This is a genomic window from Massilia sp. ST3 (assembly GCF_018119405.1).
GTDB lineage: Bacteria > Pseudomonadota > Gammaproteobacteria > Burkholderiales > Burkholderiaceae_D > Telluria.
In genome coordinates this window covers 12,573-35,429 of record NZ_JAGPWC010000052.1, presented here as the reverse complement: position 1 = coordinate 35,429, position 22,857 = coordinate 12,573, and the positions used below count along the sequence as shown (strand labels likewise).

18 protein-coding genes are annotated in these 22,857 nt (G+C 67.0%); 6 read left to right on the top strand and 12 right to left on the bottom strand.

All coding sequences use genetic code 11. From position 1 onward, the window contains the following. Positions 1-316: 316 nt before the first annotated feature. Positions 317-2,128, bottom strand: coding sequence for a tetratricopeptide repeat protein (locus KBW98_RS16940; protein ID WP_211521332.1), 1,812 nt, complete (start codon positions 2,126-2,128; stop codon positions 317-319). Between the two features lie 111 nt (positions 2,129-2,239). Here KBW98_RS16940 and mutM point away from each other — a divergent pair, with 111 nt between their 5' ends. Genes mutM through mutY form a run of 3 tightly spaced genes read left to right on the top strand, consistent with a single transcriptional unit; the run spans position 2,240 to position 6,132 of the window. Then, positions 2,240-3,073: a bifunctional DNA-formamidopyrimidine glycosylase/DNA-(apurinic or apyrimidinic site) lyase gene (mutM, locus tag KBW98_RS16935; RefSeq protein WP_211521331.1), complete on the top strand. Its 834-nt coding sequence runs from the start codon at positions 2,240-2,242 to the stop codon at positions 3,071-3,073. 24 nt (positions 3,074-3,097) lie between these two features. Beyond that, positions 3,098-5,023, top strand: a complete 1,926-nt coding sequence (locus KBW98_RS16930) for a dynamin family protein (protein WP_211521330.1) — start codon at positions 3,098-3,100, stop codon at positions 5,021-5,023. Next, on the top strand, positions 5,020-6,132 hold the full coding sequence (mutY, locus tag KBW98_RS16925; protein ID WP_211521329.1) for an A/G-specific adenine glycosylase: 1,113 nt from the start codon (positions 5,020-5,022) through the stop codon (positions 6,130-6,132). The genes KBW98_RS16930 and mutY overlap by 4 nt, the downstream gene beginning before the upstream one ends. 153 nt (positions 6,133-6,285) lie before the next feature. Here mutY and KBW98_RS16920 read toward each other — a convergent pair whose 3' ends face one another. The 8 genes from KBW98_RS16920 to KBW98_RS16885 all read right to left on the bottom strand — a co-directional run bounded on the left by KBW98_RS16920 (position 6,286) and on the right by KBW98_RS16885 (position 16,373). Beyond that, positions 6,286-7,419: a deoxyguanosinetriphosphate triphosphohydrolase gene (locus KBW98_RS16920; RefSeq protein WP_211521335.1), complete on the bottom strand. Its 1,134-nt coding sequence runs from the start codon at positions 7,417-7,419 to the stop codon at positions 6,286-6,288. Further along, entirely contained in the window at positions 7,419-9,029 is a 1,611-nt protein-coding gene (gene aroKB / locus KBW98_RS16915; RefSeq protein ID WP_229429246.1) for a bifunctional shikimate kinase/3-dehydroquinate synthase AroKB, read from the bottom strand. Before aroKB ends, KBW98_RS16920 begins: the two co-directional genes overlap by 1 nt. Before the next feature lie 115 nt (positions 9,030-9,144). Next, positions 9,145-11,118, bottom strand: coding sequence for an Ig-like domain-containing protein (locus KBW98_RS16910; protein ID WP_211521327.1), 1,974 nt, complete (start codon positions 11,116-11,118; stop codon positions 9,145-9,147). A gap of 87 nt (positions 11,119-11,205) precedes the next feature. Continuing rightward, the gene (pilQ, locus tag KBW98_RS16905) at positions 11,206-13,377 is read right to left on the bottom strand and encodes a type IV pilus secretin PilQ (RefSeq protein WP_211521334.1); all 2,172 of its coding nucleotides are present in this window, start codon (positions 13,375-13,377) and stop codon (positions 11,206-11,208) included. A gap of 11 nt (positions 13,378-13,388) precedes the next feature. Then, entirely contained in the window at positions 13,389-13,943 is a 555-nt protein-coding gene (locus KBW98_RS16900) for a pilus assembly protein PilP (protein WP_229429242.1), read from the bottom strand. Further along, positions 13,940-14,653, bottom strand: coding sequence for a type 4a pilus biogenesis protein PilO (locus tag KBW98_RS16895; RefSeq protein ID WP_211521326.1), 714 nt, complete (start codon positions 14,651-14,653; stop codon positions 13,940-13,942). Before KBW98_RS16895 ends, KBW98_RS16900 begins: the two co-directional genes overlap by 4 nt. Continuing rightward, complete coding sequence (locus KBW98_RS16890; protein WP_211521325.1) at positions 14,650-15,309, bottom strand: PilN domain-containing protein; 660 nt, start codon at positions 15,307-15,309, stop codon at positions 14,650-14,652. The genes KBW98_RS16895 and KBW98_RS16890 overlap by 4 nt, the downstream gene beginning before the upstream one ends. Then, positions 15,309-16,373, bottom strand: coding sequence for a pilus assembly protein PilM (locus KBW98_RS16885; protein ID WP_211521324.1), 1,065 nt, complete (start codon positions 16,371-16,373; stop codon positions 15,309-15,311). The genes KBW98_RS16890 and KBW98_RS16885 overlap by 1 nt, the downstream gene beginning before the upstream one ends. A 360-nt stretch (positions 16,374-16,733) precedes the next feature. Here KBW98_RS16885 and KBW98_RS16880 point away from each other — a divergent pair, with 360 nt between their 5' ends. Then, entirely contained in the window at positions 16,734-19,070 is a 2,337-nt protein-coding gene (locus KBW98_RS16880; protein ID WP_211521323.1) for a penicillin-binding protein 1A, read from the top strand. A 193-nt stretch (positions 19,071-19,263) separates the two neighbouring features. Here KBW98_RS16880 and cyaY read toward each other — a convergent pair whose 3' ends face one another. Beyond that, positions 19,264-19,593: an iron donor protein CyaY gene (gene cyaY, locus KBW98_RS16875; protein ID WP_211521322.1), complete on the bottom strand. Its 330-nt coding sequence runs from the start codon at positions 19,591-19,593 to the stop codon at positions 19,264-19,266. A 40-nt stretch (positions 19,594-19,633) separates the two neighbouring features. On the opposite strand from cyaY, the gene KBW98_RS16870 reads away from it, so the two are divergent. Both KBW98_RS16870 and lysA read left to right on the top strand, forming a co-directional pair. After that, complete coding sequence (locus KBW98_RS16870; protein ID WP_211521321.1) at positions 19,634-19,804, top strand: lipoprotein; 171 nt, start codon at positions 19,634-19,636, stop codon at positions 19,802-19,804. A gap of 9 nt (positions 19,805-19,813) precedes the next feature. Beyond that, on the top strand, positions 19,814-21,091 hold the full coding sequence (gene lysA / locus KBW98_RS16865; RefSeq protein WP_211521320.1) for a diaminopimelate decarboxylase: 1,278 nt from the start codon (positions 19,814-19,816) through the stop codon (positions 21,089-21,091). A gap of 108 nt (positions 21,092-21,199) precedes the next feature. On the opposite strand, the gene KBW98_RS16860 is transcribed toward lysA, so the two are convergent. Then, positions 21,200-21,838, bottom strand: a complete 639-nt coding sequence (locus KBW98_RS16860; protein ID WP_211521319.1) for a sulfite oxidase heme-binding subunit YedZ — start codon at positions 21,836-21,838, stop codon at positions 21,200-21,202. 2 nt (positions 21,839-21,840) lie between these two features. Next, entirely contained in the window at positions 21,841-22,818 is a 978-nt protein-coding gene (gene msrP / locus KBW98_RS16855) for a protein-methionine-sulfoxide reductase catalytic subunit MsrP (RefSeq protein WP_211521318.1), read from the bottom strand. Positions 22,819-22,857 lie beyond the last annotated feature (39 nt).

Here is a 22,857-nt window from a genome sequence, read left to right as displayed (position 1 = left end):
GGGGGGGGGGGGGGGGGGGGGGGGGGGGGGGGGGGGGGGGCCCCCCCCGCGGGGGGGGGGGGGGGGGGCGGGGGGGGGGGGGGGCGCGGCGGGGCGGGGGGGGGTGATTTCAATCGCGCCAAGCCGGGGGTGCCCCCCCGCGGGGGCGGGGGGGGGGGGGGGGGGGGCCGCCCCCCCCGACGCGGTGATAGACACAGCTAGATCAGTTGCGACGGGTTCAGCCGGCGATAACAATCGACGCGTCGGCGGCGAAGCCGCCAACCCTACGGGCGCGCGGCGATACCAGCATCCGGAGTCGATGAAAACGTGGATTATTTCACAAGGACAGCCCCAGCCGCGCCAGCGTGGTGCGCAGGGTATCGTTATGCGGATCCTTGGCGCGCGCTTCGCGCCACAGCTGCTGGGCTGCGAGCTTGTCGCCCTTCTTCCACAGCACTTCGCCCAGGTGCACAGCGATCTCCGGATCGCGCCGCAGGGAATAGGCGCGGCGCAGGTGCTTTTCCGCCTCGTCCAGGTTGCCCATGCGGTAGTGGATCCAGCCCATGCTATCCATGATGAAGGGATCGCCCGGCGCCATCTCCATGGCCTTGGCGATCAGGCCGTAGGCTTCCTGCAGGCGCACGTTGCGCTCGGCCAGCGAGTAGCCGAGGGCGTTGTAGGCGTGGTGGTTGTCCGGCGCCTGCGCCATCACTTCGCGCAATTGCTTTTCCATCACGTCCACGTGCCCCATCTTCTCGGCCAGCAGGGCAAAGTCGTAGAGCAGGTCGGCGTTCTTGGGGAAGCGCTTGGCGGCGGCCTCCATCAGCTTGTAGGCTTCCTGGGTGCGGCCGGCGTCGCGCAGCAGCTGCGATTCGGCCACGGCCACCTGGGCCTGCTGGGACGCGTCCTCGGTCTTGAGGCCGGCAAGCAGGCGCCGCGCGCTGCTCAGGTCGCCCTGCTTGCCGATCACGTGGGCGCGGCGCAGCTGGCTGCTGAACAGGGTCTGCTGGTCGGTGCCGTCCGGCACCTTGTCGAGCCACTGCAGGGCGCCGTTCAGGTCGCCCCGCTCTTCGGCCAGCTGCGACAGGATCAGGAGCGCGCGAGACGGGTCGCGCTCGTCTTCCGGATTGCGGCCGAGCACCTCGACGAAGCGGGTGAAATAGTTTTCCGCCCCAATGGCGTCGTTCATCTGGGTGGCCAGGATGCCGAGCGCGTACAGGTGCGCCACGTTGTCGGGCTGGTCCTTCAGCAACACCTCGAACTCCTGGCGCGCGGCCGGGTAATCCTTGCGGTTGACCAGGATGCGGGCGCGCGCCGCACGCACCTCGCGCGCGTTCGGGTTGTTCTTCAGGAACTGGTCGAACAGCGCCATGATCTGGCCTTCGTCCTCGATGGCCTGGGCCAGCATCAGGGCGGCGATCTCGGAATCGGGCTTGGCGACCAGGGCCGCGCGCGCCTGCTGCTGGGCGCCGGCCTTGTCGCCGCGCGCCAAGGCGGACTGGGCCCGCACCACGCGCGCTTCCATGGTTTCGCCATAGGGCGCGATCAGGCGCTCCAGCATGGCGCCGGCCGCGTCCTTGTCCTTGGCCCGGGTCAGCAGCTGCTGCATCTGGAACATCAGCAGGCCGCGCCGTCCCGGGGTCGCCTCGCGCAGGCGTTTTTCGAAGATCGGCTCGATATCGGCGAGGTTCTCGGACGTCACCACCATGCCGACGAAATACTGGGTCGCTTCCTCGGACTCGGGGTCGAGCTCGTGCCACAGGCGCACTGCGGCCAGGGTGTCGTCGGCCTGCTTGGCGGCCACCGCCATCTCGGCGGCGCGCCGCGCCAGGCGCGGATCGCGGGTCTGCTGGGCCAGGCTCAGCATCGTCAGGTAGGGGCCCTGCCATTCGCCGGTGCGGAATTCGAACTCGGCCTTCATGAGCTGGTAGAGCATGGTGCTGCTGAGCTCGACCTTGGGCAGGCGCGCTTCCAGTTCGGCGCGCGCCTTGGCCAGGGTTTCCTCTTCGTCCAGCTCCAGGTCTTCCGCTTGCTCCTGGGCGAGCGGAACCGCCTCTTCCTTGACAGGCGCCGCCGGCTGCTGCTGCGGCGCGACAGCACATGCCGTCAGGAGGCCGGACAGGGTTACAATGACGAAAGCGTTTTTCAAGGCAAGTCCACGGTCTGAGATGATGTCTGATTCTACGCTCAAGCCGGTCGTCCAAGCGGTTCCACCGGCTCCTCGCTCTACCGCACCAACTTTACACGAATCCCCTCCCCCATGCCCGAATTGCCAGAAGTAGAAGTCACCCGGCGCGGTGTCGCGCCCCATATCGAAGGCCGCGTCGTCGAGCAGGCGATTTTCCGCCGCGAAGGCCTGCGCTGGCCCTTCCCGCCCGGCCTGTCGGAACTGCTGGCCGGGCGCCGCATTACCCACACCGACCGGCGCGGCAAATACCTCCTGATCGGCTTTGAACACGGCACCCTGATCGTCCATCTTGGCATGTCCGGCCACCTGCGCGTGCTGCCGCCCGGCATCGAACCGCGCAAGCACGACCATTTCGACCTTGTCGTCAGCGGGCCGGAAGGGCGCCAGGTGCTGCGCCTGCACGATCCGCGCCGTTTCGGGGCGGTGCTCTGGCACGCCAACGAAGCCGGGCCGCTGGAAGAGCATGAATTGCTGCGCGGCCTGGGCGTGGAACCGCTGGACGAGGGTTTTTCGGGCGCCCTCCTGCACCGCGAGACGCGGCGCCGCAACGCCCCCATCAAGCAGGTGCTGCTGGCGGGCGACATCGTGGTCGGGGTCGGCAACATCTACGCCTGCGAAAGCCTGTTCCGGGCCGGCATCAACCCGAAGACCGCGGCCTCGCGCATCAGCCGGGCCCGCTACGACATGCTGGCCGAGGCCATCAAGGAGATCCTGGCGGCCGCCATCGTCCAGGGCGGCTCCACCTTACGTGACTTTATTGCCGTAAATGGTCAGTCTGGATATTTCCAGCAGACATATTTCGTCTATGATCGTGCTGGAGTGCCTTGCCGCAACTGCGGGGCGCCGGTCCGCCAGATCAAGCAGGGCCAGCGCTCGACTTTCTACTGCGCGCAGTGCCAGCGCTAGGCTCGACTTAACAGGCAGGCAAGAATGCAGGATTTTCAACAGTATGGAGCGTGGCGCGCACACGTGGCCGCCGCGCTGGAAGGCTATGGCGCGGCGCTGCAGGACGCCGCGCTGATCGATGGCGCCGGCGAGCAGCAGCTGGCCCGGGCGCTGGCGCGCCTGCGCGAGGACCGGCTCTCGGTCGCCTTCGTGGCCGAATTCTCGCGCGGTAAGACGGAGCTGATCAACGCCCTGTTCTTCGCCGACTACGGCCAGCGCATCCTGCCGTCCAGCGCCGGGCGCACCACCATGTGCCCGACCGAGCTGCTGTGGGATCCGGCCCTGCCGCCCTGCATCCGCCTGCTGCCGATCGAGACCCGCGCCCAGCAGCTTTCGACCAGCGACTTCCGCGAGGATGCCGGCGCCTGGACCGTGCTGCCCCTGGACCTGGAGGCGCCCGAGCGCATGAGCGCCAGCCTGCGCCAGGTCAGCCAGACCCGCCAGGTGCCCCAGGCCGAGGCCGAGCGCTACGGCCTGTACGACCCGGCCGACCCCGACCTGGCCGCCGGCCTCGGCCCGGATGGCACGGTCGAGATCCCGCAGTGGCGCCACGCCATCATCAACCTGCCCCACCCGCTGCTCAAGCAGGGGCTGGTGATCCTCGACACGCCGGGCCTGAACGCCATCGGCACCGAGCCGGAACTGACCCTGAACCTGATCCCGAACGCCCACGCGGTGCTGTTCATCCTGGCCGCCGAGACCGGCGTGACCAAGAGCGACATCGAAGTCTGGCGCACCCACATCGGCGCCGGGCCGGGCCGCCTGGCGGTGCTGAACAAGATCGACGCCATGTGGGACGAGCTGAAAAGCGGCGCCGACAACGACGCCGAGATCGCGCGCCAGCAGCGCGGCGTGGCCCAGCTGCTTGGGCTGGATCCGGCGCGCGTGTATCCGGTGTCGGCGCAGAAGGCCCTGGTCGGCAAGATCAACGGCGACCTAGCCCTGTTCGAGAAGAGCCGCCTGGGCGCGCTCGAGGCGGCGCTGTTCCACGACCTGGTCCCGGCGCGCAAGGAGATCATCGCGCGCCAGCTGCGCGCCGACCTCGAGGCCATCCTGGCAGGCCAGCAAGCGCTGTCGAGCGCCCGCCTGCGCGACCTGGTCGAGCAGCAGCAGGAGCTCAAGAGCCTGCGCGGCAAGAACCAGGGCGTGATCGCGCACATGATGCGCCGCGTCGAGGCCGAGAAGAAGGAATTCGACGCCAGCCTGTTCAAGCTGCAGGGCACGCGCGCCGTGTTCGCGCGCCTGTCGACGGAGCTGTACACGACGCTCGGCATGGACGTGGTGCAGGAGCAGACCGAGTCGGTGCGCGCGGCGATGCAGGCTGCGCGCTTCGCCACCGGCATGCGCGCGCCGGTGCGCACCTATTTCGAGCTGCTGCGCGCCACCCTGGACGCGTCGCAGGCCAAGGTCGACGAGATCGGCGCCATGATGGACTCGATGTACCGCAAGTTCTCGGCCGAGCACGGCCTGTCGCTGAACCTGCCGATGTCGCTGTCCCTGGCGCGCTACCGCGAGGAGATGGTCGAGATCGAGGCCTTGTTCGCCAAGCAGTTCGGCACCGCCACCCTCCTGATGACCAGCCGCGCGACCCTGCTGGAGCGCTTCTTCGACTCGATCGCCTCGCGCGTGCGGCGCGCGTTTCGCGCCGCCAACCTGGACGCCGAAAACTGGCTCAAGGTGATCATGGCGCCGCTGGAAGCGCAGATCCGCCAGCACCGCGACCAGCTGCGCCACCGCCAGGCTTCGATCCAGCGCATCTTCGAGGCGACCGACAGCCTGGAACAGAAGATTGCCGCCTTCGAAACCGGCCAGGCCGAACTCGAACGCACCCGCGCCCACCTGGCCGGCATGGCGGCACAGGTGGCCGCCAGCCTCGATGCCGAGGCGGCCGAACGGAGGGCCGCCGCATGAAGCGCGCCACCGAATTCGACGACCTGGCCGACCCGAGCTTCTCGGAAGCGGTGATCGGCTGGCAGCGCGCGCACGGCCGCCACACCCTGCCCTGGCAGAACACGCGCGACGCCTACCGCATCTGGCTGTCCGAGATCATGCTGCAGCAGACCCAGGTCGCCGCGGTGCTGGGCTACTACGGCCGTTTCCTGGAGCGCTTCCCGACGGTGCAGGCGCTGGCCGAGGCGCCGCTTGATGATGTGATGGCCCACTGGAGCGGCCTCGGTTACTACACCCGGGCGCGCAACCTGCACGCCTGCGCCAAGCGGGTGGTGGCGGACTTCGGCGGCGTGTTCCCGAGCGACCCGGCGCTGCTGGCCGAGCTGCCCGGCATCGGGCGCTCGACGGCCGCGGCAATCGCCGCGTTCTCCAGCGGCGCGCGCGCCGCGATCCTGGACGGGAACGTCAAGCGCGTGTTCGCGCGGGTGTTCGGCATCGACGCCTACCCGGGCGCCAAGCCGGTCGAGGATGCGCTGTGGCGGCGCGCGGACGCCCTGCTGCCAGCGGGCGACGGCATGGAAGCCTATACCCAGGGCCTGATGGACCTGGGCGCCACCCTATGCACGCGCTCCAGGCCCGACTGCGGCCGCTGCCCGCTGCAGGCGCGCTGCGTGGCCTACGCCACCGGGCGCACGGCGGAGCTGCCGGTGCGCAAGCCGAAAAAGGCGACACCGGAAAAACAGACGGCGCTGCTGGTCATCATCGACGGCGGGCAGGTGCTGTTGGAGCAGCGGCCCGGGACCGGGATCTGGGGCGGCCTGCTGTCGCTGCCGGAAGTGGGTGGGCATGTGGCGGTGGACGAAGAGGCTGACCAGTACGACACGGCGGAGATTGCTGTTGAAGCGGCGCAGTTCGGGGCGGTCGAAGAGGTGCAGGCGCTGGGGCATCTGGTGCATGTGTTCACGCACTACAAGCTGCATATCGCGCCGTTCATGGTGCGGCTCGTCTCGCGCGGGGGCGCTACCGGACGGCATGTGTGGTGGAACCTCGACGCCATCGGCGAGGCGCCGTTGCCGGCGCCGGTCAAGAAGCTGCTGGTGGAGTTGGGGCAGCCGACCTTGTTTGTGTGAGTGGCTGCTCCACTAAACTTGGGTCCCCGCCTTCGCGGGGATGACGGTCTTTAGGTTACGTACATAAACCTACTCCAACGGTTTTTAGGCCACGTACCTCAAAACGTCATCCCCGCGAAGGCGGGGACCCAAGTTTGCATGCGAACCGAACGCTTAAAACTGATCGAGCGAAAAAATCCGCTTATGCTCCCTGATCGCATACCGATCCGTCATCCCCGCAATGTAATCCGCAATCTTCCTCGCCTGCTTCATCACATCGCCCTGCACCTGGTAATCCGGCGGCAGCAGCACCGGATCGGTCATGAAGGCGTCGAACAGTTCGCGCACCACGCGGCTGGCCTTCACCCTCATGCGGTTGACCTGGAAGTGGCGGTACAGGTTCGCGTGCAGGAAGCGCTTGAGGGCCGTGGTCTCGGCGCGCATCGCGTCCGAGAAACGGACCAGGGGCGGCCCGGCGCGCACGTCGTCGATGCTCTTCGGCGCGGCCTCGAGCAGGCGCGCCGCCGTGGTGTCCACCAGGTCCGCGGTCATCGCCGTGATCATCAGGCGGATCGTCTCGTACAGCGCGCGCCGTCCCGGCAAGCCCGGATACTGCGCCTCCACCGCATGGCGGTGGCGCGCGAACAGCTCCACCTCCTCCATCTGCGCCATCGTCAGCAGGCCTGAACGCAGGCCGTCGTCGATGTCGTGGTTGTTGTACGCGATCTCGTCGGCCAGGTTGGTCAGCTGCGCTTCCAGGCTGGGCTGGGTCTTGTCGATGAAGCGCTGCCCCAGTTCGCCCAGCTGGCGCGCATTGGTGAGCGAGCAGTGCTTGAGGATGCCCTCGCGCGTTTCGAAGCTCAGGTTCAGGCCGTCGAAGGCGCCGTAGTGCTCCTCGAGGTGATCGACCACGCGCAGGCTTTGCAGGTTGTGCTCGAAGCCGCCGTACTCGCGCATGCATTCGTTGAGCACGTCCTGGCCCACGTGGCCGAAAGGCGTGTGACCCAGGTCGTGGGCCAGCGCGGTGGCCTCGACCAGGTCCTCGTTCAGGCGCAGGCTGCGCGCCAGGGTGCGGCCGATCTGCGCCACCTCGATGCTGTGGGTCAGGCGGGTGCGGAACAGGTCGCCTTCGTGGTTGAGGAAGACCTGGGTCTTGTACTCGAGGCGGCGGAAGGCGGTCGAGTGGATAATGCGGTCGCGGTCGCGCTGGAACTCGCTGCGCGAGCCTGGGGCCGGTTCGGGGTAGCGACGCCCGCGCGACTTCGACGAGTGCGCCGCATAAGCTGCGAGGTGGGCGTCGAAATCCATCATTGCGTGCAGGCCTCCAGGGTGGCGCGCAGGGTGTCCAGCGGCACGGTGGCGATGGACGGGCTGCCCAGGGGTTTCAGGAGGATGAAGCGGATCTCCCCGCCCTCGTTCTTCTTGTCGACCGCCATCAGCTCGATCCAGCGCGCCTCGCCCAGGTCGGGCGCCACGGTCGGCAGGCCCGCCGCGGCCACCAGCTTGCGCACGCGCTCGACGGTGGCCTCGTCGACCAGGCCCAGGCGCGCCGACAGGTCGGCCGCCATCACCATGCCGCAGCCGACCGCTTCGCCGTGCAGCCATTCGCCGTAGCCCAGGCCCGATTCGATCGCGTGGCCGAAGGTATGGCCGAAATTCAGCACCGCGCGCAGGCCGCCTTCGCGCTCGTCCTTGCGCACGACGTCGGCCTTGATCTCGCAGGAGCGCGCGATCGCGTGCGCCAGCGCTTCCGGGTCGCGCGCCACCAGCTTGGCGATGTTCTGTTCGATCCACTCGAAATAGGCGGCGTCCAGGATGGCGCCATGCTTGATCACCTCGCCCAGGCCGGCCGACAGCTCGCGCGCCGGCAGGGTGTCGAGGGTGGCGGTATCGGCCAGCACCGCGCGCGGCTGGTAGAAGGCGCCGATCATGTTCTTGCCCATCGGGTGGTTGATGCCGGTCTTGCCGCCCACCGAGGAATCGACCTGCGACAGCAGGGTCGTCGGGATCTGCACGAAGGGCACGCCGCGCATGTAGCTGGCGGCCGCATAGCCGGTCAGGTCGCCGATCACGCCGCCGCCCAGGGCCACCAGGGTGGTCTTGCGGTCGCACTTGGCGGCCAGCAGCGCGTCGAACACCAGGTTCAGCGACTGCCAGTTCTTGTGCTCCTCGCCGTCCGGCAGCACGATCTCGACCACCTCGACGCCGGCGGCGCGCAGGTGGCCGGCCACGCGCTCGAGGTAGAGCGGCGCGATGGTGGTGTTGGTGACGATGGCGGCCTTGCCGGAGCCGATGTGGCGGCCCAGGAGCGCGCCGTCGTCGAGCAGGTGGGGGCCGATCACGATCGGATAGCTGCGGTCGCCGAGTTCGACGTTGAGGGTGAGGTGTGCCTGTTCGTTCATCGATGTCTTCGCCAGCCGCCGCGCCCGTGCTGCTTCCAGCGCTTCGATCTGGTCCAATATGGTCTGTACCATCGATTGTACGTTAGGACGGCCGGTGTCGATGACCAGGTCGGCAATCTCGCGGTACAGGGGGTCGCGCTGGGCCAGCAGTTCCTCGAGCTTCTTGCGCGGGTCGGCGGTCTGCAGCAGCGGCCGGTTCTTGTCGTGCGCGGTGCGCTGCAGGACGCTGCTGATCGAGGCGCGCAGGTAGACCACGGTGCCGCGCTCGGCCAGCAGGGCCCTGCTGGCGGGGTTGAGCACGGCGCCGCCGCCGGTGGCCAGGACCAGGTCGTGCTGGGCGGTCAGGTCGCGGATCACGTCCGCCTCGCGGCGCCGGAAGCAGCCTTCGCCCTCGATCTCGAAGATCCACGGAATCGAGGCGCCGGTGCGCGCTTCGATCTCGTGGTCCGAATCCACGAAGCGCTTGTTCAACTTCCGGGCCAGCAGCCTGCCGATGGTGGTCTTCCCCGCGCCCATCAGGCCGACGAGGAAGATGTTGTTGTTCTTGGGATGAGGCACTACCAAACCCGCTCAGATAGTAAAACGGCCAGTATAGACTGGCCGTTCGGTTTTGCGGGGTTTTCGCTTGCGCTTACGGGCAGCTGAAGTTGAACTGGAACGGAATCAGGCTGACGTTCCCGTTCGGCGTGGTGACCTTGACGTTGAAGCTCGCCGTGGTCGCCACCGTGCAGTTCGCCGCGTTCGGGCTCTTGAGCGAAAACACGTGCGTCGAACCCTGCGGACCGCTGATGTTGTTGCCGGTCGGATCGTCGCCACTGCCCGAATGCGGGAAGATCTTCGGCACCTCGGCGGGCTGGGCGTCGACCAGGTTGGCATTGTTCAGGCCGGTGACCTCGACTTTCGTGCCGGAAGGCAAGGGATTATCGTTCAGGTCGTTCAACTGCAGGCGGAAGGTCTTGGCCAGGGCCGACGAGACCGTGCTGAGCGTGGTCGTGGCCGCGATGTTCAGCGGTGTGGCCGAGCCGTTCAGGTAGACCTTCTGGACGAAACTGCCGCTGAAGAAGATCGCCGCTTTACGGAACTGGGTGCTGACGCCGTCGGTCGTGCTGGCGCAGATGGTCGCCACGCCCGCACGGGTGCTGTCGGCGCTCACGCCGGCGGCGCCGCCGCTGTTGCAGGCGGTGGCCGGCTGGCCGGGGATCGCCACGCGCGGGTTCTGGGTGCGGAAGTCGACCGAGCAGCCGCCGTTCTCGGTCAGGCAGCCGCCGCGGCTGGAACTGCCGATGGCGCCCAGGTTGGTCTGGAACACGACCGGGGTGCCGTCGGCCACCGGGTTGCCGAACTGGTCGGCCAGCAGGATGTTGAAGACGGTCGCCGGTTCGGTGGTGCCGCTGTCGAAGTTCCAGCCTTCCGGGTTGGGGTCGGTCACGCTCAGCGACATCGCGCGCTGGGTGGTCTGGCCGGTGGTCACGACGATCGAGTCGGAGCTGGTCGAGATGTCCGGACGGCCGCTGCCGGCGGTGCCGGGCAGGGTCGCGGTCACGCGGAACGAGGTCGGCACGGTGCCCGAGTTGACGGTGGTGATCACCTCGCCGTTCTGGTCGGTGCTGTCGGTGCTCTTGTTCAGGCGCACCACGCCGGCCGGCGAGACGCTGAAATTGACCTGCTTGCCGGCCAGCGGACGGTCGAACACGTCGATGACCTTGAACTTCAGGGTCGCGGTCTCGGAACGGTTGATGCCGCCCTGCCCCTGGATCACGATCGACTGGTCGCTCGGGGTCGCCGACACGAACTGGACCGACGCAGCCGCCGGGGCGGCGATCGCCAGGGTGGCGGTGGCCGAGGTCGGCGCCGCATCCGAGGACACGGTGATCACGTCGTTGTTGCCGCAGCCGAGGTCGCGGTAGGTGGCGCGCGCGGTGCCGTTGTTGGTGGCCACGGTGCTGGCCAGGGTGGCCTTGCCGGCGCTTGCGCAGGCCGAGCTGAAGTTGACGTTGACCTGCTGGCCGGTGTACTTGGCGCCATTCGCCAGGAGGTCGACCGAGACTTCGGCGGTGCCGTAGGCCGAGATGCTGGCCGGGCTGACCGTCAGGTTGCCCAGGGCGAGCGCGGTGGCGCCCACGGAATAGTTGGCCGAGCCGCTCAGGGTGGTCTCGCCCACGCTGGCGGTGACGGTCACCTTCCCGGCGCCGCTGGCCGACAGGCTGGCGGTGCGCATGGTCATGGTGGCGACACCGCTGGCGTCGGTCAGCGCGGTGCCGGCGCTGGCCGAGAACACGGCCAGGTCGGCGTCGGTGGCGAAGGACACCAGCGCGTTCGGCACCGGCTTGCCTGCCGCGTCGAGCACGGTGGCGCGCACGGTCAGCGGGGTGGCGCCGCTCAGGGTGTTGCTGGTCTGGCCGGAAGCGTTGACGAAGGCGACCGTGACGGCCGCGCTGGCCGGCGTCGCCGGGGTGCCGGTGCCGGTGCCCGGGCTGCCGGTGACGCCGCCGACGCCCGGCGAGCCGCCGCCGCCGCCGCAGGCGGCCAGGCTGGCCGCGACCAGCGCGATCATGGTCAAGCGCCCGAGCGAAGTCCGGGCTTCCTGTGCTGAAGTGTGATGCATGACGTTCGTATTCCTGTTGTTGTATGTCGTATGGGTAAAACCGTCCTGGTAAACGGCAACCGGCCGGGTTTCCCCGGCCGGTGAGACTTAGCGCAGGTTGTTGCTGCGCTCGGTCACGATCTTTGGCGTGATAAACACCAGCAATTCGGTCTTGGTATTTTCGCGTCCGGTGGTCTTGAACAGATGGCCCAGCACCGGCACGTCGCCCAGCAGCGGGACCTTGGTCTCGTTGTTGCGCTCCGACTGCTGGTAGATACCGCCCAGCACCACGGTACCGCCGTTCTCGACCATGACCTTGGTCTTGACGTGCTGGGTGTTGATGGCGAAGCCGGCGCGGGTTTCCTCGCCCTTCGAATCCTTGTTCACGTCCACGTCCAGCACCACGTTGCCGTCCGGCGTGATCTGCGGCGTCACCTCCAGGCGCAGGTTGGCCTTCTTGAAGGTGATCGAGGTCGCGCCGCTGCTGGTCGCCACCTGGTAAGGCAGCTCGATACCCTGCTCGATCACGGCGATCTGCTTGTCTTCGGTGACCACGCGCGGGCTGGAGATGATCTTGCCCTTGCCGTCGGCTTCCAGCGCCGACAGTTCCAGGTTCAGGAAGCGGTTGGCGGCCGAGGAGAACAGGCTGAAGGCCAGCGAGGAAGCCGAGACGCCGCCGATGGCCGCGGCCGGCAGGTTCACCATGGTGGTGTTGTTGAAGCTGTCGTTGCTCAGCTCGACCTGGCCGGTGGTCTGGCCCACGCCGGTGAGGTTGCCGCCGATGGCGAGGCGCTCGTTGCCGTTGAGCTGCCAGCCCGCGTCGCCGCCGCGGATGGTGCGCATGTCGGCGAAACCGAGCTTGGCGCCCAGGTTGCGCGAGAAGCCGTCGTTGGCCTCGACCAGGCGCGCCTCGATCAGCACCTGCTTGGAGGCGACGTCGGTCCTCTGGATCAGCTTGCGGATGTCCTCGATCTTGGACGCGATGTCGGTCACGAACAGCTGGTTGGTGCGCGGGTCGATCACGGCGCTGCCGCGCTTGGACAGCACGCGGTTCTTGCTGTCGCCGGTGGAGCCGCCGTTGGCGTCCAGGCCGAACACGGTGCGGAAGGCTTCCGCCTTCTGGTAGTTCAGCTGGAAGATCTCGGAGCGCAGCGGCTCGAGGTCGGCGATCTGGGCGCGCTGCTCGAGTTCGAGCTTTTCCTTGGTCAGCACTTCTTCCTTGGGCGCGATCCACAGCACGTTGCCGTTCTTGCGCATGTCCAGGCCCTTGGCCTGCAGGATCACGTCGAGCGCCTGGTCCCAGGGCACGTCGCGCAGGCGCAGGGTCAGGTTGCCGGTGACCGAATCGCTGGTGATGATGTTCAGGCCCGAGATATCGGCGATCGCCTGCAGGGCCGCGCGCACTTCCACGTTCTGGAAGTTGAAGGACAGCTTCTCGCCGCGGTAGCCTTGCGTGCCCTGGCCGAGCTTGTTCGGGTCTTCCTTGATCGGACGCACGTCGACCACCAGCTGGGTGTCGCTCTGGTAGACCGCCTGCTCCCAGGCGCCCTGCGCGTCGATGGTCATGCGCACGTTCTCGCCGTTGGCGCTGGTGGTCACGCGCGACACCGGGGTGCCGAAGTCGGTCACGTCCAGGCGGCGGCGCAGGGTTTCCGGCAGGCCGGTGCGCAGGAAGTCGACATGGATCTGGTTGCCGGCCTGGCGCACGTCCACGGCCACCTGGCTGTTCGGCAGGTCGACCACGACCCGGCCTTCGCCGTTGCTGCCGCGGCGGAAATCGAGGTTGCGCAACATCTGGCGGCCGGCCGCCGCCTGCGGCTGGGCCGGGGCGGCGGATGCGGCGGGCATGCCGGCCGCGTTGACCGCCTGGGCCACGCCGCCCGAACCCTCCACGGTGACGATCACCGACTTGCCGTCGATCGCGGTGGCGTAGTTCAGCGGCCGCGCCAGGTTCAGCACCAGGCGGGTGCGCTCGCCGGCCTGCACCACGTTCACGCCGCGCACCTCGCCCAGGTTGATGTCCTGGGAGGTCTTGCCGGTGGCGTTGCCGGTGGCGCCGAAGTCGAGCGCGATGCGCGCCGGGTTGGTGATCGAGAAGCCGATCGGCGCCTTCTCGGGCGCCGCGCGCATCGCCACGTTGATGACGACGTTCGAACCCTGCTGGTTGGCGGTGATCGATTCGATCGCATTGCCTTGCGCCAGGGCGCCGCCGGCGGCGAGGGCCAGCAGCATGGCGCCGGCGCCGCGCGCCATCCACGCCGGGACCACGAGGCGAATCATTGCTTGAGGGTTCATTTCCCAGTCTCCTTGCTGTCCTGCAGTTGGATCGTCGCTTCGCGTTCGACCCAGTCGCCGGTGGCGTCCTGCATCACTTCCCTGATATGGATGGCGCCGTCGGCCACGCGGGTGACGACGCCGTAGTTTTCGCCGATGCGCTGGCCCGCCCGGACCTGGTACACCGCCTTGTCGATCTGCACCAGCGCGTAGTGCACGCCGGCTTTCTGCAGGGTGCCGACCATGCGCATGGTGTCGAGCGGATAGTTCTCCAGCAGCTCTTTCGGACGATTCGTGTCCGGCTTGTACTTGCTGCCCGAGGCCTCGGCCACGCGCGCCATTTCGGTCAGCAGCTTGTCCGGGCTGAAGGGCTCGGGCGCACCGCCCGGGTTGTAGGCGTAGGGCACGAAGGGCTTGGCCGCCGGCAGCGGCTTGACCGAGGGCTTGGTGTCCTTCTGGACCTTCTTCATCCAGGTGCGGACTTCGTTCACGCCGCCGTCGCCGCAACCGGCGAGCGCGAGGGCCGCCAGCAGCGGCGCCGCGTGGCGCAGGCGCGTCATGTTGCGCGTCATTTGGCCTCTCCTTCAGCGTTCTTGTCCTTGCCTTTGCCCTTGGGCTTCTTCTTGCCCTTGGCCTTCTTGTCCTCGCGCGCCTTGCGCTGGGCGCTCAGTTCGTCCTGGTCCAGGTAGCGGAAGGTCTTGGCCACGGCGTCGAGGCGCAGGGTGCTGCCGTCCTTGTCGGTGGTGACCGACATGTTGTTCAGGGTGACGATACGCGGCAGGTTGGCCATGTCGCCGGCGAAGGCGCCGATGTCGTGGTACTTGCCGCTGACCTTGATCTCGATCGGCAGCTCGGCGTAGTAGTCGCGCACCACTTCCTGGCCCGGCTTGAACAGCTCGAACTGCAGGCCGCGGCCGACGCCGGCCTGGTTGATGTCCGACAGCAGGCGCGCCATTTCCGACTTGCTCGGCAGCTGCTTTTCCAGCAGCACGACCGACTTGTCGACCTCGATCTTCTGCTGCTTGAGCGCTTCCAGGTTGATCGCCTGGGCCATCTTGGTCTTGTACTCGTCGCGCAGCTTCTGTTCCTGGCGCGCGCCTTTTTCCTGCTGCTCGAACTGGCCGCTCCAGTAGAAGAAGTAGCCCAGGCCGGTCACCAGCGCCATCACGCCGGCCGCGCACAGCAGGCGCGGCGCCAGCGGCCACTGGCCGGGATGGCGGCCCTGCAGGCCCTGGAACTGCTCCGCCAGGCGCGGGCCGATGTCTTTCAGGTCGATGTTCATGATTTCACCCCGGCCGCGCCCTTGGCGCCCTGCTTCGCGGCCTTGCCGGCTTTCGCGTCATTGGCCGGCGCCTCGTCCTGGCCTTCTTCCTCGCCATCGGTCGGACGCTTGATCGACACCGACAGCGTGAACTCGACCACCTTGCGGCCGGTCTTGCTCTGCGCCAGGGTGGCGGCCTTCACCTCGGTCAGTTCCGGGCGCTCCAGCCAGGGCGAATTGCCCGACAGGTTGCGCAGCAGGTCGGCGACCCGTTCCTGCGACTGGGCGTAGCCGGTCAGCACCACGCGGCGGCCATCCTGCTTGAGCGACTTCAGGTGCATGCCTTCCGGCGTCTGGCGCACCAGTTCGTCGAGCAGGTAGACCGGCATGTTGCGGTCGCCCTGCACGTCCTGGACCGCCTGCTGGCGCGCCTTCAGCGCTTCGATTTCTTCCTTGAGGGTCTTGATCTCGGCGATCTGTTTGTCGAGCTCGGCGTTGGCCTTCTTGAGCACCAGGTTGCGTTCGTCCTGGACCGACAGCTGGCGCGCGTTGTAGCCGCCGACGGCGAGCACGACGGCGATGCCGGCGGCGCCGCCCAGGGCCAGCAGGGCGTAGAACGCGGCCTGCTTCTGCTTGCGCTTGGCCTCGCGGTGAGGCAACAAATTTATACGGATCATCAGCCGAACCTCCGCATCGCCAGGCCGCAGGCCACCAGGTAGGCGGCGCCTTCCTGGCGCAGCTGCTGCTCGCGCACGTGGGCGCCGATCAGCATGCCTTCGAAGGGATTCACGAGCGCGCTCGGGATCCGGGTGCGGCCGGCGATGATGTCGAGCAGTCCCGGCACCAGCGCGCTGCCGCCGGCCAGGAACAGCTGGTCGATGCGCGTGTAGGGCGTGGACGTATAGAAGAACTGGATGGCGCGCGTGACTTCGAGTGCGGCGTTCTCCAGGAAAGGCGTGAGCAGGTCGGCGCGGTAGTTTTCCGGCAGGTCGCCGGATTTCTTGCGGGTCTCGGCTTCCTCGAAGGACAGGCCGTAGGCGCGCACGATGTCCTGGGTCAGGCCGTTGCCGCCGAAGGGCTGCTCGCGCTCGTAGACGGTCTCGCCGCCCAGCATCACCGACACGTGGGTGGCTTGCGCGCCCATCTGGAACAGGGCGACGATCTGGTCGGGACGGCTGCCGGCCGCGCGTTCCAGCGCGCTGCGGGCGGCGTAGGATTCGATGTCCATCACGGTCGCCGTCAGGCCCGCGGCCTCGGCGATGGCAACGCGGTCCTCGACCTTTTCGCGGCGCGCGGCGGCCAGCATGACTTCCATGTCTTCCAGCGAGTTCGGCGCCGGGCCGATCACGTCGAAGTCGAGGCTGACCTCGTCGAGCGCGAAGGGAATGTACTGGCTGGCTTCGGATTCGACCTGCACTTCGAGCTGGTCTTCCGCCAGGCCGGCCGGGAGGATGATTTTCTTGGTGATGACGGAAGCCGGCGGCATGCCGAGCGCGACGTGGCGCGCGCGGGTCCCGCTCTTCTTCCAGACCCGGCGCACGGCTTCGGCGACCTGGTCGATATTCTCGATGTTGCCGTCCACTACGGCGCCGCGCGGCAGCGGCTCGGCGGCGTAGCGTTCCAGGCGCAGCTCACCCTTGCCGGCATCGCCCAGCTCGACCAGGCGGACACCCGATGTGCTGATGTCGAGGCCGGCGAGTGGCGGACTCGACTTTCCAAACAAGGAACCTAGATTGATCACGAGCGCACTCCCTCAGCTGCCCTTCCTGCCCTGCAGTGTCGCTTGAACGCCCGCGCGGGAAAATTTATCTTATAAATCCGGTATTTAGTGCACATATGCTGAAGCACTGCGTTGAATCGTAGCAATAAGGTTGACCACCGACAAGAAATTTCTGTACTGGAACATTACAATCCGGGGCCCGACTGCGTCATGCGCGCCACATACTTGCGAAAGCTCTGATCACCCTTGCAATCACTGTGATACGCCCTGCAACGACTATGTACTGCATGGCAATATTGCACTGTTCTGTTGCCGTAGATCCAGTATCAGACGCGATAGCGCTGCCTTATAATGAGGCGGATCAATAAAGCGAAAGTCAGCATGAAAGAGAACCACGCAGCATCCAAGCCGTCTCCCTCGAAATACAGTCCCAAACGCCTGGTCCTGATGGCCATCGGCGCCCTCGCCGGCCTGGCCGTGATCGGCGTGCTGGTGGTCGTGTTCGCACTCGCGATGGCCTATCCCAACCTGCCGGCGCTGGACACCATCACCGACTACCGCCCCAAGATGCCGCTGCGCATCTTTACTGCGGACAATGTTTTGATCGGCGAGTTCGGCGAGGAACGACGCACCCTGGTGCATTTCAAGGACATCCCGGACGTCATGAAGAAAGCCGTGCTGTCGATCGAGGACGACCGTTTCTACGAGCACAGCGGCATCGACTACTGGGGCATCCTGCGCGCCGTGTTCAAGAACGCCACCGGCAGTTCGCGCCAGGGCGCCTCGACCATCACCCAGCAGGTGGCGCGCAACTTCTTCCTGTCCTCGGAACAGACCTTCAAGCGCAAGGCCTATGAAGCGCTGCTGGCCTGGAAGATCGAGAAGAACCTCACCAAGGACCAGATCCTCGAGCTGTACATGAACCAGATCTACCTGGGCCAGCGCGCCTTCGGCTTCCAGTCGGCGGCCCAGATCTACTACGGCAAGGACCTGCGCGACATCAGCGTGGCCGAAGCGGCCATGCTAGCCGGCCTGCCGAAGGCGCCCTCCGCCTACAATCCGGTGGTCAACCCGACCCGCGCCAGGACGCGCCAGCAGTACATCCTGCAGCGCATGCATTCGCTTGGCTACATCACCGACGCCCAGTACCGGCAAGCGAAGGAAGAGCCGCTCAAGATCAAGTCCGACAGCAACGCCTTCGGCGTGCACGCCGAGTACGTGGCCGAGATGGCGCGCCAGCTGGTCTACGAGCAGTTCAAGGAAGACACCTATACCCGCGGCCTGAACGTGTTCACCACCATCACCAAGGCCGACCAGGACGCCGCCTACCTGGCCGTGCGCCGCGGCGTGATGGAGTACGAGCGCCGCCATCCCTACCGCGGCCCGGAAGGCTATATCGAGATCCCGGGCGACAAGACCGAGGCGGATGAAGCGATCGAGGCCGAGCTGGCCGAGCATCCGGACAGCGACAACATCGTCGCCGCCATCGTGCTGCGCGCCTCGCCGTCCAAGGTGTCGGCGACGATCGCCTCGGGCGAGACGATCGAGATCAGCGGCCCGGGCCTGGCCTTCGCCAAGACCTGGCTGGCCGAGAAGGCCGCGCCGAACCGCCGCCTGCGCCGCGGCGCCGTGATCCGCGTGATGCAGGACGACGATTCGAAGTGGCTGATTACGCAGATGCCGGAAGTGGAATCGGCTTTTGTTGCGACCAGCACCGAGGACGGCGCGATCCGCGCGCTGGTGGGCGGCTTCGACTTCAACCGCAACAAGTTCAACCACGTGACCCAGGCCTGGCGCCAGCCGGGTTCCTCGTTCAAGCCCTTCATCTACTCGGCTTCGCTCGAGCGCGGCCTGTCGCCGGCGACCATCGTCAACGACGCACCGATCTCGTTCGACGCCGGCCAGACCGGCGGCCAGGCCTGGGAGCCAAAGAACTACGACAACAAGTACGAAGGCCCGATGACCATGCGGCGCGGCCTGACGCAGTCGAAGAACATGGTCTCGATCCGCATCCTGAACAAGATCGGCGCGCGCTACGGCCAGGAATACGCGACCCGCTTCGGCTTCGACCCGGACCGCAACCCGGCCTACCTGACCCTGGCCCTGGGCGCGGGCGCCACCACGCCGCTGCAGATGGCGGGCGCCTACGCCGTGTTCGCCAACGGCGGCTACCGCATCAGCCCCTACCTGATCTCGAAGGTGACCGACGCCGACGGCAAGGTGCTGTCCGAGGCGCGTCCGGAACGCGCCGGCGTGGAAGCCAACCGCGTGATCGACGCCCGCAACGCCTACCTGGTCGACAGCATGCTCAAGGACGTGGTCCGCTACGGCACCGCGACCAAGGCCTTGTCGCTCAAGCGCACCGACCTGGCCGGCAAGACCGGCACCACCAACGACTCGATCGACGCCTGGTTCGCCGGCTACAACCCGAAACTGGTGGGCATCGCCTGGATCGGCTACGACCAGCCCAAGAACCTGGGCAACCGCGAAACCGGCGGCGGCCTGGCGCTGCCGATCTGGATCAGCTACATGGGCAAGGCGCTCAAGAACGAGCCGATGGTGGAACGCGAGGTGCCGCCGGGGCTGGTGCTGTACGGGAACGAGTACTACTACGCGGAGAGCCCGCCGGGCACCGGCGTCCAGACCCTCGACGTCGGGCCGCCGCCGGCGCCGGCTGAGCAGAAGGCGAGGGATGCGGTGAGGAATGAGTTGTTCTGAGGCTGGTTGAACTTGGATCCCGGCCTGCGCCGGGATGACGTTGGTTTTAGTGAACGTGAACTGTACCGACAGTAACTGCGGACACGTACTTCAGCCCGTCGTCCCGGCGAAGGCCGGGACCCAAGTTCGCAGCACACCGCAAACGCAACAACGGCGCCTTCGGCGCCGTTTCTATTTCAAAAGCGGCCCACACTCACACCAGCGACACCACCGCCCCGCCCTGCTCGCTCGCATACTTCGACAGCGACGCAAACAGCTCCGACGCATCCCGCGTATTCCGCCACTCATCGCCCACGCGCTTGTAGTGGAACCCGCCCGAGCGCGCCGCTACCCACATCTCCTGCAGCGGCGCCTGGCTGTTGACGATGATCTTCGAGCCGTTGTCGAGGAACTCGATTTCCAGCACGTTGCCGCTGCGTTTGCACTCGACATCGATCGCGTCTTCATCGTTCAGGCGGTCGAGCGCCTGTTCGATCTGGTCGAGGGTGCTTTTGGCGAGCGCCAAAAATTCGGTTTCGGTCATGCTAAACTCCAAAATCTGCCAATAAAACCTGATTTTAATCGTGAAGTCCTCTCTCGCGCTTCTTCTTACGGCTGTCGCCCTGGGCGGCTGCGGCCAGACCGGTCCGCTCTACATGCCGAATCCGCCCGCCAAGCCGGCACCCGCCCCTGTCGAGCAGCCGGCCCAGCCCGTCCCGTCCAACAACGCCTCCGTCCCCGCCCCCACCAAGTAAACCACCGCCATGTCGCATTTCTCGTACCAAGACGGCGTCCTGCACGCCGAAGCCGCCGCTTTGCCCAGGATTGCTGAACAGTTCGGCACCCCGACCTACGTCTATTCCAAGAGCGCGCTGCTGCGCAACTTCGGCGCCTACCACGACGCCTGCGCCGGCCGCGACGCCCTGGTCTGCTATGCGATGAAGGCGAATTCGAACCTGGCGATCATCGACCTGCTGGCGCGCGAAGGCGCGGGCTTCGACATCGTCTCGGGCGGCGAGCTGCTGCGTGTGATCGCGGCCGGCGGCGACCCGGGCAAGACCATCTTCTCGGGCGTGGGCAAGACGGTCGAGGAAATGCGCCTGGCGCTCGACAAGGGCATCCTGTGCTTCAACGTCGAGTCGATCCCCGAACTGCACCGCCTGAACGAGGTGGCCGGGAGCATGGGCAAGCGAGCGCCGGTGTCGCTGCGCGTGAACCCGAACGTGGACGCCAAGACCCACCCGTACATCGCCACCGGCCTGAAGGCCAACAAGTTCGGCGTGGCCTTCGACGACGCGCTGGAAACCTACCGTACCGCCGCCGCCCTGCCGCACCTGGACGTGGTCGGCATCGACTGCCACATCGGTTCGCAGCTGCTGGACGACGCGCCGCTGCTGGAAGCGCTGGACAAGCTGATCGAGCTGATCGACGCGCTGGGCTCGGAAGGCATCATTCTCCATCACCTGGACATCGGCGGCGGCCTGGGCGTGAACTACGGCGCCGAGGGCGACCAGCCGCCGGTGCCGGTGGGCGACTACCTGGCCCGCCTGTTCCAGCGCATCGACGCCTGGCGCGTGGAGAAGCACGGCGGCCAGGCGATCAAGGTGATCTTCGAACCGGGCCGCTCGATCGTGGCCGACACCGGCGTGCTGGTGACCCGGGTCGAGTTCCTGAAGCCGGGCGAGGAAAAGAACTTCTGCATCGTCGACGCCGCCATGAACGACCTGATGCGCCCGACCCTGTACCAGGCCTGGATGGGCGTGCAGGAAGTGGCGCCGCGCGCGGGCGACAAGCTGACCTACGACCTGGTGGGCCCGATCTGCGAATCGGGCGACTGGCTGGCGCGCGAACGCGAGCTGGCGGTCGAGCCGGGCGACCTGCTGGCGATCATGACCGCCGGCGCCTATGGCATGACCATGGCCTCGAACTACAACACCCGTGGCCGCGCGGCCGAGGTGATCGTCGACGGCGACCAGGTGCACCTGGTGCGCCAGCGCGAGAATCCGGCCGATCTGTTCGCGCTGGAGTCGATGCTGAAATAAACGGGGCCCGCGAATGCGGGCCTTTTTCATTGGTACGGGCAACTCGCCGGTAGGGTTGGCGGCTATGCCGCCGACGCGTTCAACGGACGCCGGCACGACCGCGCCATATCAACGACCGCCTACCACCGCGTCGGCGGCGGAGCCGCCAACCCTACGGCTCCACCATGCTCTCAGCCCCAGCAGCACCGCCACGATGGTCCCGAACAGGATCGGTTCGGCGAAATCGTTCTTCCCCGCCTTCATCCACCAGAAGTGCAGGATCGCCAGCGGCGCGATCACATAGATCAAGCGGTGCAGCCAGCGCCAGCGCTTGCCGCCCAGGCGCTTGACCATGCCGTTGGTGCTGGTCGCCGCCAGCGGCACCAGCATCAGGAAGGCGATGAAGCCCACCGTGATGAAGGGCCGCTTGAGCACGTCCTTCCACATCGCGCCCCAGTCGAAGAAATGGTCGAACCAGAGGAAGGTGGTGAAGTGCAGCAGCGCGTAGAAAAAGCAGAACAGCCCCAGCATGCGGCGCAGGCGGATCACCCAGTTCCAGCCGGTGAAGCGGCGCAGCGGCGTCACCGCCAGGGTGATGCACAGGAAGTACAGGGCCCAGTCGCCGGTCTGGTGGGTGATGTATTCGAGCGGCTCGGTGAGCGCGCCCTGCACCGTCAGCCAGGCCATGTTCGCAAAGGGCAGCAGGCTGATGACGAACAGGGCCGCCTTCATGGCGCCCAGCTGCTTCGGGGACGGGTTGAAGGCCATCGTCAGAAGAACTTCTTCAGGTCCATGCCGGAATACAGCGAGGCGACCTGGTCGTAGCCGTTGAACATCAGGGTCTTGCGCTTGGGCTTGAAGAAGCCGTCCTCGCCGATGCGGCGCTCGCTGGCCTGCGACCAGCGCGGGTGGTCGACGTTCGGGTTCACGTTCGAATAAAAACCGTACTCGTTGGGCGCCGAGTCGTTCCAGGCGGTGCGCGGCTGGCGGCTGGTCAGGCGGATGCGCACGATCGACTTGGCCGACTTGAAGCCGTACTTCCAGGGCACCACCAGGCGCACCGGCGCGCCGTTCTGGTTCGGCAGCACCTGGCCGTACATGCCGAGCGTGAGCAAGGTGAGCGGATGCATGGCCTCGTCCATGCGCAAGCCCTCGACATAGGGCCAGTCGAGCACCGGGCTGCGCAGGCCCGGCATCTGGCTGCGGTCGTTCAGGGTGGTGAATTCGACGTAGCGCGCGTTGCCGGTCGGCTCCACCTGCTTGAGCAGGTTGGACAGCGAATAGCCGACCCAGGGGATGACCATCGACCAGCCTTCCACGCAGCGCAGACGGTAGATGCGCTCCTCCAGCGGCGCCAGCTTGAGCAGGCGGTCGATGTCGAGCGTCAGCGGCTTCTTGACCTCGCCGTCGATGGTCACGGTCCAGGGCCGGGTACGCAGGGTGTGCGCGTTCTCGGCCGGGTCGGACTTGTCAGTACCGAATTCGTAGAAGTTGTTGTAGTGGGTGGCGTCCTTGAAGGCTGTCTGCGGCTCCTTGGTCGACAGCGCCGGGTTGGCGCTGGCGGCCAGGCGCTGGGCCGCGTTCTGGGCGAAAGCCTCGCGGTTGGCCATTTCCCAAAGGCTAGTACCGACGGCGGCGCTGGCCGCGATGCGGGCGAGGAAGCGGCGTCGTTCTTCATAGACCTCGCGGGGCGTGATCTCGGAGGGGTACGGGAGGTCGATCCCGTTCGGATTACGTTGGATGAGCATGGTCGGCTCCGCGAGCAGTGGGAAGCTTCAGCTTACACG

Excerpts from the sequence above, each read along its gene's own strand:
- KBW98_RS16890 (WP_211521325.1), bottom strand. The coding sequence starts at position 15,309 with ATGATCCGTATAAATTTGTTGCCTCACCGCGAGGCCAAGCGCAAGCAG.
- KBW98_RS16920 (WP_211521335.1), bottom strand. The coding sequence starts at position 7,419 with ATGGATTTCGACGCCCACCTCGCAGCTTATGCGGCGCACTCGTCGAAG.
- mutY (WP_211521329.1), top strand. The coding sequence starts at position 5,020 with ATGAAGCGCGCCACCGAATTCGACGACCTGGCCGACCCGAGCTTCTCG.
- lysA (WP_211521320.1), top strand. The coding sequence starts at position 19,814 with ATGTCGCATTTCTCGTACCAAGACGGCGTCCTGCACGCCGAAGCCGCC.
- cyaY (WP_211521322.1), bottom strand. The coding sequence starts at position 19,593 with ATGACCGAAACCGAATTTTTGGCGCTCGCCAAAAGCACCCTCGACCAG.
- KBW98_RS16860 (WP_211521319.1), bottom strand. The coding sequence starts at position 21,838 with ATGGCCTTCAACCCGTCCCCGAAGCAGCTGGGCGCCATGAAGGCGGCC.
- KBW98_RS16895 (WP_211521326.1), bottom strand. The coding sequence starts at position 14,653 with ATGAACATCGACCTGAAAGACATCGGCCCGCGCCTGGCGGAGCAGTTC.
- pilQ (WP_211521334.1), bottom strand. The coding sequence starts at position 13,377 with ATGATTCGCCTCGTGGTCCCGGCGTGGATGGCGCGCGGCGCCGGCGCC.
- KBW98_RS16900 (WP_229429242.1), bottom strand. The coding sequence starts at position 13,943 with ATGACGCGCAACATGACGCGCCTGCGCCACGCGGCGCCGCTGCTGGCG.
- KBW98_RS16880 (WP_211521323.1), top strand. The coding sequence starts at position 16,734 with ATGAAAGAGAACCACGCAGCATCCAAGCCGTCTCCCTCGAAATACAGT.
- KBW98_RS16930 (WP_211521330.1), top strand. The coding sequence starts at position 3,098 with ATGCAGGATTTTCAACAGTATGGAGCGTGGCGCGCACACGTGGCCGCC.
- KBW98_RS16910 (WP_211521327.1), bottom strand. The coding sequence starts at position 11,118 with ATGCATCACACTTCAGCACAGGAAGCCCGGACTTCGCTCGGGCGCTTG.
- msrP (WP_211521318.1), bottom strand. The coding sequence starts at position 22,818 with ATGCTCATCCAACGTAATCCGAACGGGATCGACCTCCCGTACCCCTCC.
- mutM (WP_211521331.1), top strand. The coding sequence starts at position 2,240 with ATGCCCGAATTGCCAGAAGTAGAAGTCACCCGGCGCGGTGTCGCGCCC.
- aroKB (WP_229429246.1), bottom strand. The coding sequence starts at position 9,029 with ATGGGCGCGGGGAAGACCACCATCGGCAGGCTGCTGGCCCGGAAGTTG.